Here is a 14,940-nt window from a genome sequence, read left to right as displayed (position 1 = left end):
AACACAAAAAAGGCCTGCGATTGCAGGCCTTTTGTATTTGCTGATTTCGCCACCTGACCCTGTGGGAGCGAGCTTGCTCGCGATGGCGTCGTGTCAGTCAATATCAGTGCTGCTGAACCACCGCCATCGCGAGCAAGCTCCCACAGTGGGTTTTTGCCATGACCTCGGGCTACGCCGCCTGCTGAAACTGCTGTCGATACTGGTTCGGCGACAGGTCGGTATGTTGCCGGAACAGCCGGGCGAAAAAGCTCGCGTCGTCGTAGCCGACTTCATAGCTGATGGTCTTGATGCTCTTGCGGCTGCCGGAGAGCAGGCCCTTGGCGGTTTCGATTCGCAGCCGTTGCAGGTAATGCAGCGGTTTGTCGCCCGTGGCGGTCTGGAAGCGGCGCATGAAATTGCGGATGCTCATGCCATGTTCCCGGGCAACGTCCTCGAAGCGGAATTTATCGGCGAAGTGCTCTTCGAGCCATTGCTGGATCTGCAGGATGATCACGTCCTGGTGCAGTTTCTGTCCGCCGAAGCCGATCCGCCCAGGCGAATAGCTGCGTTGCACTTCATACAGGATATCCCGCGCCACGGCCTGGGCCACGTTGGCGCCGCAGAAGCGTTCAATGAGGTAAATGTAGAGGTCGCAGGCTGAGGTCGTGCCGCCAGCGCAGAACAGGTTGTCGGCGTCGGTCAGGTGCTTGTCCTGGTTCAGGTATACCTGGGGGAAGCGTTCCTTGAAGGCGTTGAAGAAACGCCAGTAGGTGGTGGCTTCCTTGCCATCGAGCAGCCCGGCCTCGGCCAGCCAGAATACCCCGGTGGCTTCGCCGCAGAGTACTGCGCCGCGCGCGTGTTGTTCGCGCAGCCAGGGCAGGACCTGGGGATAACGTTGGCAGAGGGTGGTGAAATCATCCCAGAAGGCCGGCAGGATGATGACGTCGGTATTTTCCAGGCCACCGTCCACCGGCATGATCACGTCGCTGAAGCTGTTCACCGGTTTGCCATCGGGGCTGACCAGCCGGGTTTCAAACGCCGGGGTCAGGCCGTGGCCCAGTTGTTTGCCATAGCGCAGGCTGGCCAGGTGGAAAAAATCCTTGGCTTGCATGAGGGTGGAGGCGAAGACCCGGTCGACTGCCAGGATGCTGACGCGCCGCAAGGGCGTGGAGGCGTGCATAGACATAGTTCATCTTTATTTTTATAGGGGAAAGTGGTCAACAGACGGCTGGATCGTCTTATTTTTTGTCGGATGTGTCCAGTGTCCTGTCGTACCCCGCAGGCTTAGGCTCTGTCGGATAACCACGCCCAACAATAACCAAAGGTGCGCCATGATCCCAAGAACACTGTTCAGTCCCGAGCACGAATTGTTTCGCGACAGCGTACGAACCTTCCTCGAAAAAGAAGCCGTGCCGTACCACAGCCAGTGGGAAAAACAGGGGCATGTCGATCGCCAACTCTGGAACAAAGCGGGGGAGGCGGGCATGTTGTGCTCGCACCTTCCAGAAGCCTATGGGGGGCTGGACGCAGATTTTCTCTACAGCACGGTGGTGATCGAGGAGATCGGGCGCCTGGGGCTGACGGGGATCGGCTTCTCGCTGCATTCCGACATTGTTGCGCCGTATATCCTGCATTACGGCAGTGAAGCGCTGAAACACAAGTACCTGCCGAAACTGGTGTCCGGCGAAATGGTCACGGCCATCGCCATGACCGAGCCGGGCGCTGGTTCCGACCTGCAAGGGGTGAAGACCACGGCGGTGCTGGACGGTGATGAATATGTCATCAACGGCTCGAAGACCTTCATCACCAATGGTTTCCTGGCAGACCTGGTGATCGTGGTCGCCAAGACCGATCCGAAGGCCGGCGCCAAGGGCACCAGCCTGTTCCTGGTGGAGGCGGGCACGCCGGGCTTTGAAAAGGGCAAGCGCCTGGAAAAAGTCGGAATGAAGGCCCAGGACACGTCGGAATTGTTCTTCCAGGATGTCCGCGTGCCGAAGGAGAACCTGTTGGGGCAGGCCGGCATGGGCTTCGCCTACTTGATGCAGGAGCTGCCCCAGGAGCGTCTGACCGTCGCCATCGGCGGCCTGGCTTCGGCCGAAGCGGCGCTGCAATGGACCCTGGACTACACCCGCGAGCGCAAGGCGTTCGGCAAAGCCATCGCGGACTTCCAGAACACCCGCTTCAAGCTTGCGGAAATGGCCACCGAAATCCAGATTGGCCGGGTCTTCGTCGACCGTTGCCTGGAATTGCACCTGCAAGGCAAGCTGGACGTGCCGACGGCGGCGATGGCCAAGTACTGGGGCACTGACCTGCAATGCAAGGTGCTCGACGAATGCGTGCAGTTGCATGGCGGCTACGGCTTCATGTGGGAATACCCGATTGCCCGGGCTTGGGCGGATGCGCGGGTGCAGCGGATCTATGCCGGGACCAATGAGATCATGAAGGAGATCATTGCGCGGTCGCTTTGATGCAGTGGTGAGCTTGGGTCCGCTATCGCGAGCAAGCTCGCTCCCACTGGGGATTTGTGTCCGATCGCTATTTTGTGATCAACATCGAACCCATGTGGGAGCGAGCTTGCTCGCGATGAGGCCTATGGATCAAGGCGCCGGGTTCGGCTGATCCTTGTGAATCGCCTCGATCCCCGCCAGCACTTCATCCGACAGTTTCAGCTCGAAACTGGCGATGTTGCTGTCCAGTTGCTCCAGCGTGGTGGCGCCAATGATGTTGCTGGTCACGAACGGCTGCCGGGTGACGAACGCCAGGGCCATCTGCGCCGGGTCCAGGCCATGTTCGCGGGCCAGGGCCACATACCGGCTGCATGCTGCTTCCGATTGTGGGTTGAAGTAGCGCATGAAGCGGCTGTACAGCGTCAGGCGGCCCTTGGCTGGCCGTGCGCCGTTTTCGTATTTTCCCGACAGAAAGCCGAACGCCAGGGGCGAATAAGCCAGCAAGCCGCATTGCTCGCGAATGGCGATTTCCGACAGGCCGATCTCGAAGCTGCGGTTGAGCAGGTTGTACGGGTTCTGGATCGACACCGCCCGCGGCCAGCCACGGGCCTCGGCCAGGGCGAGGAATTTCATGGTGCCCCACGGCGTTTCGTTGGACAGGCCGATATGGCGGATCTTGCCGGCGCGAACCTGTTCGTCCAGGGCTTCGAGGGTTTCCTCCAGGGGGGTGAACGTTTCGTCGGCCTTGTGCTGGTAGCCCAGTTGCCCAAAGAAGTTGGTGCTGCGCTCCGGCCAATGCAACTGGTAAAGATCGATCCAGTCGGTCTGCAGGCGCTTGAGGCTGGCGTCCACGGCTTCGACGATGTGGCGGCGGTTGTGCTTGAGGTTCTTGTCGCGGATGTAGTCGATGGTATTGCCGGGGCCGGCGATCTTGCTCGCCAGGATCCAGTCGGCACGGTCGCCGCGACTCTTGAAGTAATTGCCGATGTAGCGCTCGGTGGTGGCGTAGGTTTCGGCCTTGGGTGGCACCGGGTACATCTCGGCGGTGTCGATGAAATTGATGCCGGCAGCCTTGGCGCGTTCGATCTGGGCGAAGGCCTCGGCCTCGCTGTTCTGCTCACCCCAGGTCATGGTTCCGAGGCACAGGGCACTCACGTTCAGATCGGTACGGCCTAGCGGGCGATAGTCCATCGGGAGCTCCTTGGGCAAAACAATCATAAAAGCAGGTTGAAATATTTTTCGCAATCTGCATAATTGCGCACCTCTTTCTGCAGTGGAAGTGATGCGCCGCCGCCGAAGAATCTTGCCGTTGAACGGACGCGCCGACCCGAGCCCCCGAAAGCGTCTGTATCCGGCTGCCTTTGACTTGTCAAAGTACGCACTATTCAGTAAGATCCGCCGTCTAATTTACAGGGCGGCCCCTGAGGCTATAAAGAATGAAAACTTTTACTGCTAAACCGGAAACAGTAAAGCGCGACTGGTTTGTCGTCGACGCTGCTGGTCAGACCCTGGGTCGTCTGGCCACCGAAATCGCGAGCCGTCTGCGTGGCAAGCACAAGCCTGAGTACACCCCTCACGTTGACACCGGTGACTACATCGTCGTGATCAACGCTGAGCAAGTACGTGTTACTGGCGCTAAAACCACTGACAAAATGTACTACTCCCACTCCGGTTTTCCTGGCGGCATCAAGTCGATCAACTTTGAAAAGCTGATCGCCAAAGCCCCTGAGCGCGTGATCGAGACCGCGGTTAAAGGCATGCTGCCTAAGAACCCACTGGGTCGCGACATGTATCGTAAGCTGAAGGTTTATGCGGGCGCTGCTCACCCTCATACTGCTCAGCAGCCCCAAGAACTGAAGTTTTAACGGAATAGTTCATTATGTCGGCGACTCAAAATTACGGCACTGGCCGTCGCAAGACTGCAACCGCACGCGTTTTCCTGCGTCCGGGCACTGGTAACATCTCCATCAACAACCGCTCCCTGGATAACTTCTTCGGCCGCGAAACTGCCCGCATGGTAGTTCGTCAGCCGCTGGAACTGACCGAGACCGTCGAAAAATTCGACATCTACGTCACTGTTATCGGTGGTGGTGTAAGTGGTCAAGCTGGCGCAATCCGCCACGGCATCACTCGCGCCCTGATGGATTACGACGAGACTCTGCGTGGTGCTCTGCGCAAAGCCGGCTTCGTAACTCGCGATGCTCGCGAAGTTGAACGTAAGAAAGTCGGTCTGCGTAAAGCGCGTAAGCGTCCGCAGTACTCGAAGCGTTAATTTCGCTTCCGCTTTCAAAAGGCGCCCAGTTCCTCACGGAGCTGGGCGTTTTTTTATGGGCAAAAGAATTGCTCTGTGACAACTTGCCACATTCGTAGAGCCCCTATACTACAAGGCTTGGCGGTTTGGCCGCATGGTAATTACCTTGTCAGAATTGGGGCTTTTCATTACCATTCGGCAAAATTTTTATAAGTTCAGATTTTTACTTAGTAGACGCCTGATCTAACAGGCCACAAAGCTGATGGGAGAGGACTGAATGAGCAATGACGGCGTGAATGCAGGCCGGCGTCGCTTCCTGGTAGCAGCCACATCCGTGGTGGGTGCTGCAGGAGCGGTGGGGGCTGCGGTCCCGTTCGTGGGGTCATGGTTTCCCAGTGCCAAGGCGAAAGCCGCAGGTGCACCGGTGAAAGTGAATGTCAGCAAGATCGAGCCAGGCCAGCAGATGATTGCTGAATGGCGCGGCCAGCCGGTGTTCATCGTCCGCCGTACAGAGGAAATCCTGGGGAATCTGAAAAAGATCGAGGGTCAGTTGTCCGATCCTTCCTCCAAGAACTCGGTCCAACCGGAATACGTCAATCCTGAAACGCGTTCGATCAAGCCAGAGGTTTTGCTGCTGATCGGGATCTGTACGCACCTGGGTTGCTCGCCAACGTTCCGTCCTGAAGTGGCTCCTGCCGATCTGGGCAAGGACTGGGTCGGTGGTTATTTCTGCCCTTGCCACGGCTCCCACTACGACCTGGCTGGTCGCGTCTACAAGTCGCAGCCTGCACCTCTGAACCTGCCAGTTCCCCCGCATTCCTATGAGACCGACGACATCATTGTCATCGGCGTCGATACGGAGAAAGCGTGATGAGCAAATTCATGGATTGGGTTGATGCGCGCTTTCCCGCGACCAAAATGTGGGAAGACCATCTCAGCAAGTATTACGCTCCGAAGAACTTCAACTTCTTCTACTTCTTTGGCTCCCTGGCGCTGCTCGTTCTGGTCAACCAGATCGTTACCGGTGTCTGGCTGACCATGAGCTACACCCCGTCGGCGGAAGAAGCGTTTGCTTCCGTCGAATACATCATGCGCGACGTCGAGTACGGCTCGATCCTGCGTCTGCTGCACTCCACTGGCGCTTCGGCGTTCTTCATCGTGGTCTATCTGCACATGTTCCGTGGCCTGCTCTACGGTTCGTACCAGAAGCCTCGTGAGCTGGTGTGGGTCTTCGGCATGCTGATCTACCTGGCGCTGATGGCCGAGGCCTTCATGGGCTACCTGCTGCCGTGGGGCCAGATGTCCTACTGGGGTGCCCAGGTGATCATCTCGCTGTTCGGTGCGATCCCGGTCATCGGTGACGACCTGACCCAGTGGATTCGTGGTGACTACCTGATCTCGGGCATTACCCTGAACCGCTTCTTCGCCCTTCACGTGGTCGCGCTGCCGATCGTGATCCTCGGCCTGGTGGTGTTGCACATCCTGGCCTTGCACGAAGTCGGCTCGAACAACCCGGATGGCGTGGACATCAAGAAGCACAAGGACGAGAACGGCGTACCGCTGGATGGCATCGCCTTCCACCCGTACTACACCGTGAAAGATATCGTCGGCGTGGTGGTCTTCCTGTTCATCTTCTGCTCCATCGTGTTCTTCTTCCCGGAAATGGGTGGTTATTTCCTCGAGAAGCCGAACTTCGAGCAGGCGAACGCCTTCAAGACCCCTGAGCACATTGCCCCGGTCTGGTACTTCACGCCGTTCTACGCGATCCTGCGGGCGATCCCGGACAAGCTGCTGGGCGTTATCGCCATGGGCGCGGCCATCGCTGTGCTGTTCGTCCTGCCGTGGCTGGATCGCAGCCCCGTCAAGTCGATGCGCTACAAGGGCTGGCTGAGCAAGATCTGGCTCGTGGTGTTCTGCATCTCGTTCGTGATCCTCGGCGTGCTGGGCGTACTGGCGCCGACGCCGGGACGCACGTTGCTGTCGCAGGTTTGCACCTTCCTGTACTTTGCCTACTTCATTCTGATGCCGTTCTACACCAGGCTCGAGAAGACCAAACCGGTTCCGGAAAGGGTGACTGGCTGATGAAAAAGCTATTTGCTGTACTGATTCTCGCGGCTATGCCTGCACTGTCCTTTGCTTCTACCTCTGCTGGTCCGGAGCTGGAAAAAGTCGACATCGACGTTTCCGACAAAGCTGCCATGCAGGACGGCGCACGTACGTTCGCCAACTACTGCATGGGTTGCCACAGTGCCAAGTTCCAGCGCTACGAGCGCGTTGCCGATGACTTGGGCATTCCTCATGAGCTGATGCTCGAGAAAGTGGTGTTCACCGGTGCCAAGCTGGGCGATCACATGACCATCGGCATGCAGCCTGCGGACGCCAAGACCTGGTTCGGTGCGGCGCCGCCGGACCTGACCCTGGTCGCTCGTGTGCGTGGGACTGACTGGCTTTATGGTTACCTGCGTTCGTTCTACGAAGATCCTGCGCGTCCATGGGGCGTGAATAACAAGGTCTTCCCGAACGTCGGCATGCCTAACGTTCTGGTCGGCCTCCAGGGTCGCCAGGTGGTAGGCTGCAAACAGGTTCAGATCGTTGAGGACGGTAAAAAGCAATTCGATCCGCTGACCGGCACCGCTTTGACGCATGAAGCCTGCGACCAGCTGACTGTATTGCCGAACACCGGTAGCCTGACCCCGGAGCAGTTCGATGAGAAGGTCAAGAACCTGGTGACCTTCCTGGCCTACTCGGCCAACCCGGTGAAGCTGGAGCATCAGCGCATCGGTACCTATGTATTGCTGTACCTGGCGTTCTTCTTCGTATTCGCTTACCTGCTCAAGCGTGAATACTGGAAAGACGTGCATTGATAAAGCTGTAAGCCGTTGCTGTTAATCGTGCGCGCCCAAGGGCGTCTCTAGAAATGTAACGAGCCTGGCCCGCCAGGTGTTACAGGAGACGCCCTCTGGGCGCGCTCGTTTTTCCGTTTTTCGATAATTTCAACAAGCGAGGAGGATCGCCATGGGCGTGACCAATCGGTTGGCCTGTTACTCCGACCCCGCCGACCACTATTCCCACCGGGTACGCATCGTACTGGCAGAGAAGGGTGTCAGCGCCGAGATCATTTACGTTGAAGCGGGTCGTCAGCCGCCGAAGCTGATCGAGGTGAACCCTTACGGCAGCCTGCCCACGCTGGTCGATCGTGACCTGGCGTTGTGGGAGTCGACCGTGGTGATGGAATATCTGGATGAGCGTTATCCGCATCCACCTTTACTGCCGGTGTACCCTGTCGCGCGTGCCAACAGCCGTTTGCTGATCCATCGCATCCAGCGTGACTGGTGCGGGTTGGTGGATCTGATCCTGGATTCTCGGACCAAGGAGCCGGCGCGGGTCGTCGCGCGCAAGGAATTGCGTGAAAGCCTGACAGGCGTATCGCCACTGTTCGTCGATAAGCCGTTTTTCCTCAGTGAGGAACAAAGTCTGGTGGATTGCTGCCTATTGCCCATACTCTGGCGTTTGCCGATTCTGGGTATCGAACTGCCGCGGCCTGCCAAGCCGCTGCTTGATTATATGGAGCGCCAATTCGCGCGTGAGGCTTTCCAGGCGAGTCTGTCTGGCGTCGAACGTGACATGCGCTAAGGCTTAGGGAGCCGCTATGAACTCCAGTCGACCTTATCTGGTCCGCGCGCTCTACGAGTGGATTGTGGACAACGATTGCACCCCGCACATGCTGGTCAACGCCGAGTTTCCGTCGGTGCAGGTGCCGCAGGGTTTTGCCAATGACGGGCAAATTGTCTTGAACGTGTCGCCGGCCGCTGTGCGTCACTTGCACATGGATAATGATGCTGTCAGCTTCGAAGGGCGCTTCGGTGGTGTGCCGCACACTTTGTACGTGCCTATTGCTGCGATCCTGGGGATTTATGCCCGGGAGAATGGCCAGGGCATGGTGTTTGAGCTGGAAGCGCCGCTCGATGGCGAGGAAGAGTTCGAGCCGGATGATGATCTGCCACCACCGGATGACGAGCCGCCGCGTCCTAGCGGGCGGCCGAGTTTGAAAGTGGTGAAGTAGGTAGATATGTGCCAGATACAGGCTGTTTGAAAGCTTGGTGACTTGGTTAAGAAAATGCCCGTATCGTGAGATGTGGGCATTTTTTTTGTTTCATGGTTGGTGTGTATATCCGTTTCTGCGGTAACGGCTACTGGCGGTTTCGCCCTTACGGCGAGTCACTTTCGAAAAGCGCGAAAGTAACCAAAGCGCTTCTGCCCCACCACTCGGCACCTCGCCTAGGCTCGGTGTGCCCTCACTCCGGCATTGCTCCGTGGGCCCGCCGCGAAGGGCCATCCATGGCCCAGCGCGGCTATCCCGGCATCCATGCCGGGATGCCCACTGCGCAATGCCTGCGTTCGGCCAGCGTGGTTAACGGGGCGCCGAGATCAACGTCCACCGCGAGGCGGCCTAACAGCCGACCTGACTCTCCCGGTCGTACACCCGTTAGATCTGTGGGAGCAAAGCTTGCTCGCGAAGAGGCCGGCACATCCAACATCACCGCAAGCTGACACATCGCCTTCGCGAGCAAGCTCGCTCCCACATTCAATCTCCAGCGGACACAAAATTTATACCCAGCACAGCCCCCCCTGTGGGAGCGAGCTTGCTCGCGATGAGGCCGGCATGCCCAGCATCCATGTGACTGAACCACCGCCATCGCGAGCAAGCTCGCTCCCACCACCCTCATTCCCACAGGAGGCACGCGGTCTCATCAAGAACCAGGTCGGCTACTAGGCCGCCTCGCGGTGGACGTTGATCTCGGCGCCCCGTTAACCACGATGGCTGAACGGAGGTGTTGTGGAGTGGGCATCCCGGCATGGATGCCGGGATAGCCGCGCTGGGCCATGGATGGCCCTTCGCTGCGGGCCCACGGAGCAATGCCGGAGTGAGGGCACACCGAGCCTGGGCGAGGTGCCGAGTGGTGGGGCAGGAGCGTTTTGGTTACTTTTGCGCTTTTCAAAAGTGACCCGCTGTAAGAGCGGAACCCTAAGCCGCCGTTACCGCAGCAACGGATATACACATCGATCCCACCAAAAAAGAAGCAAAAAAAACGGCGCCCCCGGTCTCAGAAGAAGCGCCGTTTTTCTTGAGCAACTGAAGTTCAAAAATCAGTCAATGTACTCAAACAACTTGACGATTTTCTGCACCCCAGACACACCCTGCACCAAGTTGGTCGCCTGCGCAGCCTCTTTCTTGGTCAACAACCCCAGCAAATAGACAATGCCATTCTCAGTCACAACCTTGATGCGCGAGCCGGGAATGCTGGCGTCAGTGAGCATCTGGGTCTTGATCTTGGTGGTCAGCCAGGCGTCGTTCTGGCGCGCCAGCAGCGAGGAGGGTTGCAGGACCTGCAGTTCGTTATGCACGGTCTTGACCCGTTGCACGGCGCTGGCTTCCTGTTCGGCCTTGGCCTTCAGGTCGGCACGTGGGGTCTGGCCGGCCAGCAGTACGACGCCGTTGAAGCTGGTGACGACGATGTGCGAGTTGTTGTCCAGGTCCGGGTCGGCCTTGGCGATGTTCACGCCTACCTTGGTTTCAATCAGGGAGTCGTCGATCTTGCTGCCGAAGGTGCGGGTGCCGCGGTCATCTTCAATCGGCTTTTCCCGGCTGGCGTTAACCACCGATGTGCAGCCGCTGATGCCGAGGCACAGGGTCAGGGCCAGTAGGCCTAGGCGATTAGGGGTCATTCTTCACTCCCGAACAGTTGGCTGTCGATCAAGTCGCAAAGGCAGTGGATCGCCAGCAGGTGGACTTCCTGGATACGTGCGGTGACATTGGCCGGTACGCGGATCTCGACGTCTTCTGGCAAGAGCAGGGACGCCATGCCGCCGCCGTCACGACCGGTCAATGCTACGACAATCATTTCGCGATCATGTGCGGCCTGGATCGCTTGAATAATATTGGCCGAGTTGCCGCTGGTGGAAATCGCCAGCAGTACATCGCCGGGTTGGCCCAGGGCGCGGATCTGTTTGGAGAAAATTTCGTTGTAGCTGTAGTCGTTGGCGATTGAGGTGATCGTCGAGCTGTCGGTGGTCAGGGCGATCGCTGGCAGGCTCGGGCGCTCGCGCTCGAAGCGGTTGAGCAGTTCCGAGGAGAAGTGCTGTGCGTCGCCGGCCGAACCGCCGTTGCCGCACGAAAGCATCTTGCCCTCGTTGAGCAAGGCGTTGACCATCACTTGGCTGGCTTGCTCGATGTGCGGTGCAAGTACGTCCATCGCCTGTTGCTTGGTGTCGATACTGGCCTGAAAAAGCTGGCGAATTCGCGATTGCATGTCCATCTGTGTGACCTTAAGTAGCGCGGCTTATCGGCACAAACATGTGCGGCGCGCAAAGCAAAGAGCAAAAAAGTTAGGTGAAGGTGTCCGGCTCGGTATGGGCGCTCAACTGTCGAAAGCGTTCTGCAGCCAGTTCAACTGAGCGGCGTTGCTGTCGATGGCAACCACGTCGAAGCGGCAGGGATGATCGGCCCAGCGAGACTCGCGTTGCAGAAAATACTGTGCGGCGAAAATCAGCTTCTGGCGCTTGCGCTCGTCAATGCTGTCGAGCGCGCCACCCCATTGAGTATTTTTTCTGTAGCGGACTTCGACGAATACTACTGTATCGCCGTCAAGCATGACCAGATCAAGCTCGCCGCGTTTACACAACCAGTTCTGCGCCACCAGCCGCAGGCCATGTTGCTGGAGATGCGCGAGGGCCTGGCCCTCGGCATCCCGTCCGCTTTGCTGGCGTGATCGGTCAGGCATCAGCGCTGGGTATCCGGCAGCCGCTGCACCTGGCCGTTGACGAACTCGGCCCATGGCAGTTGACGCTGTACGCGCTGGGTTGGAGACACTGCCAGGCTGCCCGACAGGCCTTCGATTCGGCTGTCCGGCAACGTCTTGAGCTGACCCAGGCGCGGCGCCAGGCGATAGGCGTCTGCACCCATCGCGTACAACCGACCCAGGCTGCCGCCCGCCTGGGGCCACTGGGCGGTGACCTGCTTGCGCAGCGGGTCATTGGCGTCGAGCAGCCACGGGGTTTCGCAGAAGCGGATACCGCTCATGTCGTTATATTGATTCTGGTCGCCGCTGGCGCTGAACACTGAAGACGTCGCGTAGACCGGCACGTCGCCAGCGTACTGGAAGTTCAGGGTCGGCTTGATCTGCTGGGCCTGTTGCGGCGTCGATGCCAGGAAGATGAACTCGATGTCCTGGCGACGGGACGGCTGGGCCGCGACCGTGGTGCCAACGGTGCTTTGCAGGCTCTTGGCGCGACCTTCGCTCTGGCGCAGTTGGAACATGTCGGCGATCTGCTGGGCCAGTTGGACCGGTTGGTCGACCCGTTCGATTGCGATGATGGTGCCGCCATTGGCCTGCCAGTCCTGGCTGAAGGCTTTGAGTACGCGATCGCCCCATTCACCCTTCGGTACCATGACGGCGGCGCGATGCAGGCCATCGGCGCGGGCGCGGCGGGAGACTTCGCGAGCTTCATCCTCCGGTGCCAGGCCGAACTGGAACAGTTGCGGTGGCCCTTGCTCGCCTTCGCTGTAGTTCAGCGCCAGGGTAGTGATCGGCAGTTGCGGGCGAGTACTGATCTGCTTGACCAGTGGTTTTTCCAGCGGTCCGACTACCAGTTGCACGCCATCGGCCTGGGCCTTGCGATAGAACTCGTCCATGGAGGTCAGGCTGGAGCTGTCGTAGAACTGGATGCTTGGCGGCTTCTGCCCGGCCTGCTGGGCCTGGTAGTGCGCGGCCATGAAGCCCTCGCGCAAGGCCTTGGCAACCGCAGCCAACGGGCCATTCTGTGGCAGCAGCAGGGCGATCTTGTTCAGCGGCTGGCTCGCCAGTTCCTTGAGCTTGACCAGGGGTGTCGGCAGTTGCAGGGCGGCGGGGTGCTTCGGGTTCTGTTCGCGCCAGTGGTCGATGGCCGCCTGCTGTTGTTCCAGGGTGCCGGCGGTCTTGACGGCCTGGGCCAGGCTCAGCCAACCGCCTAGGTCGTCGTTGGAGCTTGGCTGCAACTGGTCGGTGGGCAGCGAGGCGATCAGCGACCAGATGGCTTCGTGGTTTTTTGCCGCAGCGTCGTTTTCCAGCAGGGGCGCGATGAAAATGCGCTCCTTGGCGGCGGCCAGGGTCTGGCCATCGGCCTCCAGGGCGCGGGCGCGGATGGTACCGGTACGGACCTGCTGCTCCACCGGCATTTCGCTCAGGTGTTGCAGGCTTGGGTGGCTCAGGGCGGTCAGTGCCGCCTTGGGCTGGTTGCGGGTCATCGCCAGTTCAGCCGACAGCGTGCTGGCGAAAATCTGCTGGCCGGGCTTGAGTTGCTCCATCGGCACTTGTTGCAGGATCTGTGCGGACTGGCCGGCATTGCCCTGGCGGTAGGCCAGGTCAGCAGCGCTCAGGCGCAGCAGGGCGGCTTTTTCCGGATTTTTGCTTTGAGTGGCCTGTTCGAGCAACTGCTCGATACTGGCATCCGGGGTGCGTGGGAGTTCGCCAAGGCTGGACGAGGGCGAGCTGGCGCAGGCCGCCAGGAGGGCAGCGAGGCAGAGGGCGGAGAGCAGCCGCAGGCAAGCGATCATGTAAGTGTTCCTGATACGAGATCAAATAAGCGTCGAATTGTACCCAAGCACTGGCCGGGGCGCGATGTTAGTGGTGTGAATCGATCAATTTAGGTATTTCAAAGAGTGCGGCGCAGCACAAAAGACGTCGTTCACTTAGGTGGCGGCACTCAATCTGTGGCGAGGGGATTTAGCGAAACGTCGCCCAGCGGGGATAAATCCCCTCGCCACAATGGCTGATGTGAGCAACTGAGACCGCCGCTACAGGCTACAATGGCGGTTTTTACCGATCATGAGGTGCGCGTTTTGACTGCTCCAGGTGCTTTGAATTCCGCTGCCGGCTCGCTTTATGTGGTGGCGACGCCCATCGGCAACCTGGACGATATCAGTGCCCGGGCGCTGAAAATCCTGCAGGAGGTTGCGCTGATCGCAGCTGAAGACACGCGCCACTCCCAGCGCCTGCTGCAGCATTTTGGCATCTCCACGCCGTTGGCGGCCTGTCATGAGCACAATGAGCGGGACGAAGGCAGTCGTTTCATTACCCGGCTGCTGGCGGGCGATAACGTCGCGCTGATTTCCGATGCGGGTACGCCGCTGATTTCCGATCCTGGCTATCATTTGGTGCGCCAGGCCCGTGCGGCGGGCATCAGCGTGGTGCCGGTGCCGGGGGCTTGTGCATTGATCGCGGCACTGTCGGCGGCAGGCTTGCCGTCGGACCGTTTCATCTTCGAAGGTTTCCTGCCGGCCAAGGCGGTGGGGCGGCGGGCGCGCCTGGAGGCTATAAAGGAAGAGCCGCGCACGCTGATCTTCTATGAGGCGCCGCACCGCATCCTGGAATGCCTGCAGGACATGGAGCTGGTGTTCGGCGCCGAGCGCCCGGCGCTGTTGGCTCGTGAGTTGACCAAGACCTTCGAAACCCTCAAGGGCTTGCCGTTGGCCGAGCTGCGGGCGTTTGTCGAAAGCGACAGCAACCAGCAGCGCGGCGAGTGTGTCGTGCTGGTGGCCGGGTGGACAGCCCCGGAAAGTGAAGACGCTGTCAGCAGCGAAGCGATGCGCGTCCTGAATCTGCTGCTCGAGGAAATGCCCCTCAAGCGCGCCGCCGCCCTTGCGGCGCAGATCACCGGCGAGCGCAAGAATGTGCTGTATCAGATCGCACTGGAAAAACAGAAAGACCAGTGAAACCGGGACACGGTGCTGGCCCGGGGCTTTTAGCGCTTGTTCTTCAAGCGCTCTACCGTTAACCTTCGCGGCGGAGAGTCGATCGGACAGTCGCTGCCCTCTATGAGAATTAGGGGGGGGAGGAAAGTCCGGGCTCCATAGGGCGAAGTGCCAGGTAATGCCTGGGAGGCGTGAGCCTACGGAAAGTGCCACAGAAAATAACCGCCTAAGCGCTTCGGCGCCGGTAAGGGTGAAAAGGTGCGGTAAGAGCGCACCGCACGTCTGGCAACAGTTCGTGGCTAGGTAAACCCCACTTGGAGCAAGACCAAATAGGGTCCCAAGGCGTGGCCCGCGCTGGGACCGGGTAGGTTGCTAAAGATGTCCAGTGATGGCCATCGTAGACGAATGACTGTTCAAGACAGAACCCGGCTTACAGATCGACTCTCCACCTTTTTCCCTCCCTGCCGGAATCACTGGCAGACGCAGTTCCTAATACCAAAAAAATCTTACTCTTAACAAATCACTTTAACTTG

The 14,940-nt window shown here is 59.3% G+C and carries 15 protein-coding genes and 1 other RNA gene; 10 read left to right on the top strand and 6 right to left on the bottom strand.

The features are described from left to right. Positions 1-169 precede the first annotated feature (169 nt). Positions 170-1,066 carry a GlxA family transcriptional regulator gene (locus Q7F16_RS17920; protein WP_172436044.1) on the bottom strand — a complete coding sequence of 299 codons (897 nt, stop codon included), beginning with the start codon at positions 1,064-1,066 and terminating at the stop codon, positions 170-172. Between the two features lie 244 nt (positions 1,067-1,310). Here Q7F16_RS17920 and Q7F16_RS17915 point away from each other — a divergent pair, with 244 nt between their 5' ends. Continuing rightward, complete coding sequence (locus tag Q7F16_RS17915; RefSeq protein ID WP_207281020.1) at positions 1,311-2,447, top strand: acyl-CoA dehydrogenase family protein; 1,137 nt, start codon at positions 1,311-1,313, stop codon at positions 2,445-2,447. A gap of 129 nt (positions 2,448-2,576) precedes the next feature. Here the strand turns inward: Q7F16_RS17915 and Q7F16_RS17910 are convergent, their stop codons facing one another. Continuing rightward, positions 2,577-3,617: an NADP(H)-dependent aldo-keto reductase gene (locus tag Q7F16_RS17910; protein ID WP_018604268.1), complete on the bottom strand. Its 1,041-nt coding sequence runs from the start codon at positions 3,615-3,617 to the stop codon at positions 2,577-2,579. Between the two features lie 245 nt (positions 3,618-3,862). On the opposite strand from Q7F16_RS17910, the gene rplM reads away from it, so the two are divergent. The 7 genes from rplM (at position 3,863) to Q7F16_RS17875 (ending at position 8,740) form a co-directional block, all read left to right on the top strand. Next, positions 3,863-4,291: a 50S ribosomal protein L13 gene (gene rplM, locus Q7F16_RS17905; RefSeq protein ID WP_003205365.1), complete on the top strand. Its 429-nt coding sequence runs from the start codon at positions 3,863-3,865 to the stop codon at positions 4,289-4,291. A 14-nt stretch (positions 4,292-4,305) separates the two neighbouring features. Continuing rightward, positions 4,306-4,698, top strand: coding sequence for a 30S ribosomal protein S9 (rpsI, locus tag Q7F16_RS17900; protein WP_003205364.1), 393 nt, complete (start codon positions 4,306-4,308; stop codon positions 4,696-4,698). A 256-nt stretch (positions 4,699-4,954) separates the two neighbouring features. Continuing rightward, the gene (gene petA / locus Q7F16_RS17895) at positions 4,955-5,548 is read left to right on the top strand and encodes a ubiquinol-cytochrome c reductase iron-sulfur subunit (RefSeq protein WP_003205363.1); all 594 of its coding nucleotides are present in this window, start codon (positions 4,955-4,957) and stop codon (positions 5,546-5,548) included. Then, positions 5,548-6,759 carry a cytochrome b gene (locus Q7F16_RS17890; protein WP_046063607.1) on the top strand — a complete coding sequence of 404 codons (1,212 nt, stop codon included), beginning with the start codon at positions 5,548-5,550 and terminating at the stop codon, positions 6,757-6,759. Before petA ends, Q7F16_RS17890 begins: the two co-directional genes overlap by 1 nt. Continuing rightward, positions 6,759-7,541 (top strand): cytochrome c1, encoded by a 783-nt coding sequence (locus tag Q7F16_RS17885; RefSeq protein WP_014340077.1) that lies wholly within the window; start codon positions 6,759-6,761, stop codon positions 7,539-7,541. Before Q7F16_RS17890 ends, Q7F16_RS17885 begins: the two co-directional genes overlap by 1 nt. 151 nt (positions 7,542-7,692) lie before the next feature. Further along, a complete protein-coding gene (locus Q7F16_RS17880; RefSeq protein WP_003178195.1) occupies positions 7,693-8,310 on the top strand; it encodes a glutathione S-transferase N-terminal domain-containing protein in 618 nt (205 codons plus the stop codon). Positions 8,311-8,326: 16 nt separating this feature from the next. After that, a complete protein-coding gene (locus Q7F16_RS17875; protein WP_003205360.1) occupies positions 8,327-8,740 on the top strand; it encodes a ClpXP protease specificity-enhancing factor in 414 nt (137 codons plus the stop codon). 1,085 nt (positions 8,741-9,825) lie between these two features. Here the strand turns inward: Q7F16_RS17875 and Q7F16_RS17870 are convergent. From Q7F16_RS17870 to Q7F16_RS17855, 4 genes are all read right to left on the bottom strand, one after another. Further along, positions 9,826-10,404 (bottom strand): BON domain-containing protein, encoded by a 579-nt coding sequence (locus Q7F16_RS17870; protein ID WP_003178201.1) that lies wholly within the window; start codon positions 10,402-10,404, stop codon positions 9,826-9,828. Continuing rightward, entirely contained in the window at positions 10,401-10,994 is a 594-nt protein-coding gene (locus Q7F16_RS17865; RefSeq protein ID WP_007904374.1) for a phosphoheptose isomerase, read from the bottom strand. The genes Q7F16_RS17870 and Q7F16_RS17865 overlap by 4 nt, the downstream gene beginning before the upstream one ends. Before the next feature lie 102 nt (positions 10,995-11,096). Beyond that, complete coding sequence (locus tag Q7F16_RS17860; protein ID WP_409556135.1) at positions 11,097-11,459, bottom strand: YraN family protein; 363 nt, start codon at positions 11,457-11,459, stop codon at positions 11,097-11,099. Further along, positions 11,459-13,270 (bottom strand): penicillin-binding protein activator, encoded by a 1,812-nt coding sequence (locus Q7F16_RS17855; protein ID WP_046063609.1) that lies wholly within the window; start codon positions 13,268-13,270, stop codon positions 11,459-11,461. Before Q7F16_RS17855 ends, Q7F16_RS17860 begins: the two co-directional genes overlap by 1 nt. Before the next feature lie 252 nt (positions 13,271-13,522). Here Q7F16_RS17855 and rsmI point away from each other — a divergent pair, with 252 nt between their 5' ends. Next, on the top strand, positions 13,523-14,428 hold the full coding sequence (rsmI, locus tag Q7F16_RS17850; RefSeq protein WP_046063610.1) for a 16S rRNA (cytidine(1402)-2'-O)-methyltransferase: 906 nt from the start codon (positions 13,523-13,525) through the stop codon (positions 14,426-14,428). A gap of 74 nt (positions 14,429-14,502) precedes the next feature. After that, positions 14,503-14,856: RNase P RNA component class A (gene rnpB / locus Q7F16_RS17845), an RNA gene on the top strand. The last annotated feature ends 84 nt before the right edge of the window (positions 14,857-14,940 follow it).

Origin of the sequence: Pseudomonas sp. Lb2C2, assembly GCF_052112205.1 — a bacterium.
Taxonomy (GTDB): Bacteria; Pseudomonadota; Gammaproteobacteria; order Pseudomonadales; family Pseudomonadaceae; genus Aquipseudomonas; species Aquipseudomonas kilonensis.
Note: the sequence above shows the minus strand (reverse complement) of the source record. Positions and strands in the feature narration are given on the sequence as shown.

Coding starts and splice junctions, on each gene's coding strand:
- Q7F16_RS17915 (WP_207281020.1), top strand. CDS start 1,311: ATGATCCCAAGAACACTGTTCAGTCCCGAGCACGAATTGTTTCGCGAC.
- Q7F16_RS17910 (WP_018604268.1), bottom strand. CDS start 3,617: ATGGACTATCGCCCGCTAGGCCGTACCGATCTGAACGTGAGTGCCCTG.
- rplM (WP_003205365.1), top strand. CDS start 3,863: ATGAAAACTTTTACTGCTAAACCGGAAACAGTAAAGCGCGACTGGTTT.
- rpsI (WP_003205364.1), top strand. CDS start 4,306: ATGTCGGCGACTCAAAATTACGGCACTGGCCGTCGCAAGACTGCAACC.
- petA (WP_003205363.1), top strand. CDS start 4,955: ATGAGCAATGACGGCGTGAATGCAGGCCGGCGTCGCTTCCTGGTAGCA.
- Q7F16_RS17890 (WP_046063607.1), top strand. CDS start 5,548: ATGAGCAAATTCATGGATTGGGTTGATGCGCGCTTTCCCGCGACCAAA.
- Q7F16_RS17885 (WP_014340077.1), top strand. CDS start 6,759: ATGAAAAAGCTATTTGCTGTACTGATTCTCGCGGCTATGCCTGCACTG.
- Q7F16_RS17880 (WP_003178195.1), top strand. CDS start 7,693: ATGGGCGTGACCAATCGGTTGGCCTGTTACTCCGACCCCGCCGACCAC.
- Q7F16_RS17875 (WP_003205360.1), top strand. CDS start 8,327: ATGAACTCCAGTCGACCTTATCTGGTCCGCGCGCTCTACGAGTGGATT.
- Q7F16_RS17870 (WP_003178201.1), bottom strand. CDS start 10,404: ATGACCCCTAATCGCCTAGGCCTACTGGCCCTGACCCTGTGCCTCGGC.
- Q7F16_RS17865 (WP_007904374.1), bottom strand. CDS start 10,994: ATGGACATGCAATCGCGAATTCGCCAGCTTTTTCAGGCCAGTATCGAC.
- Q7F16_RS17860 (WP_409556135.1), bottom strand. CDS start 11,459: ATGCCTGACCGATCACGCCAGCAAAGCGGACGGGATGCCGAGGGCCAG.
- Q7F16_RS17855 (WP_046063609.1), bottom strand. CDS start 13,270: ATGATCGCTTGCCTGCGGCTGCTCTCCGCCCTCTGCCTCGCTGCCCTC.
- rsmI (WP_046063610.1), top strand. CDS start 13,523: ATGGCGGTTTTTACCGATCATGAGGTGCGCGTTTTGACTGCTCCAGGT.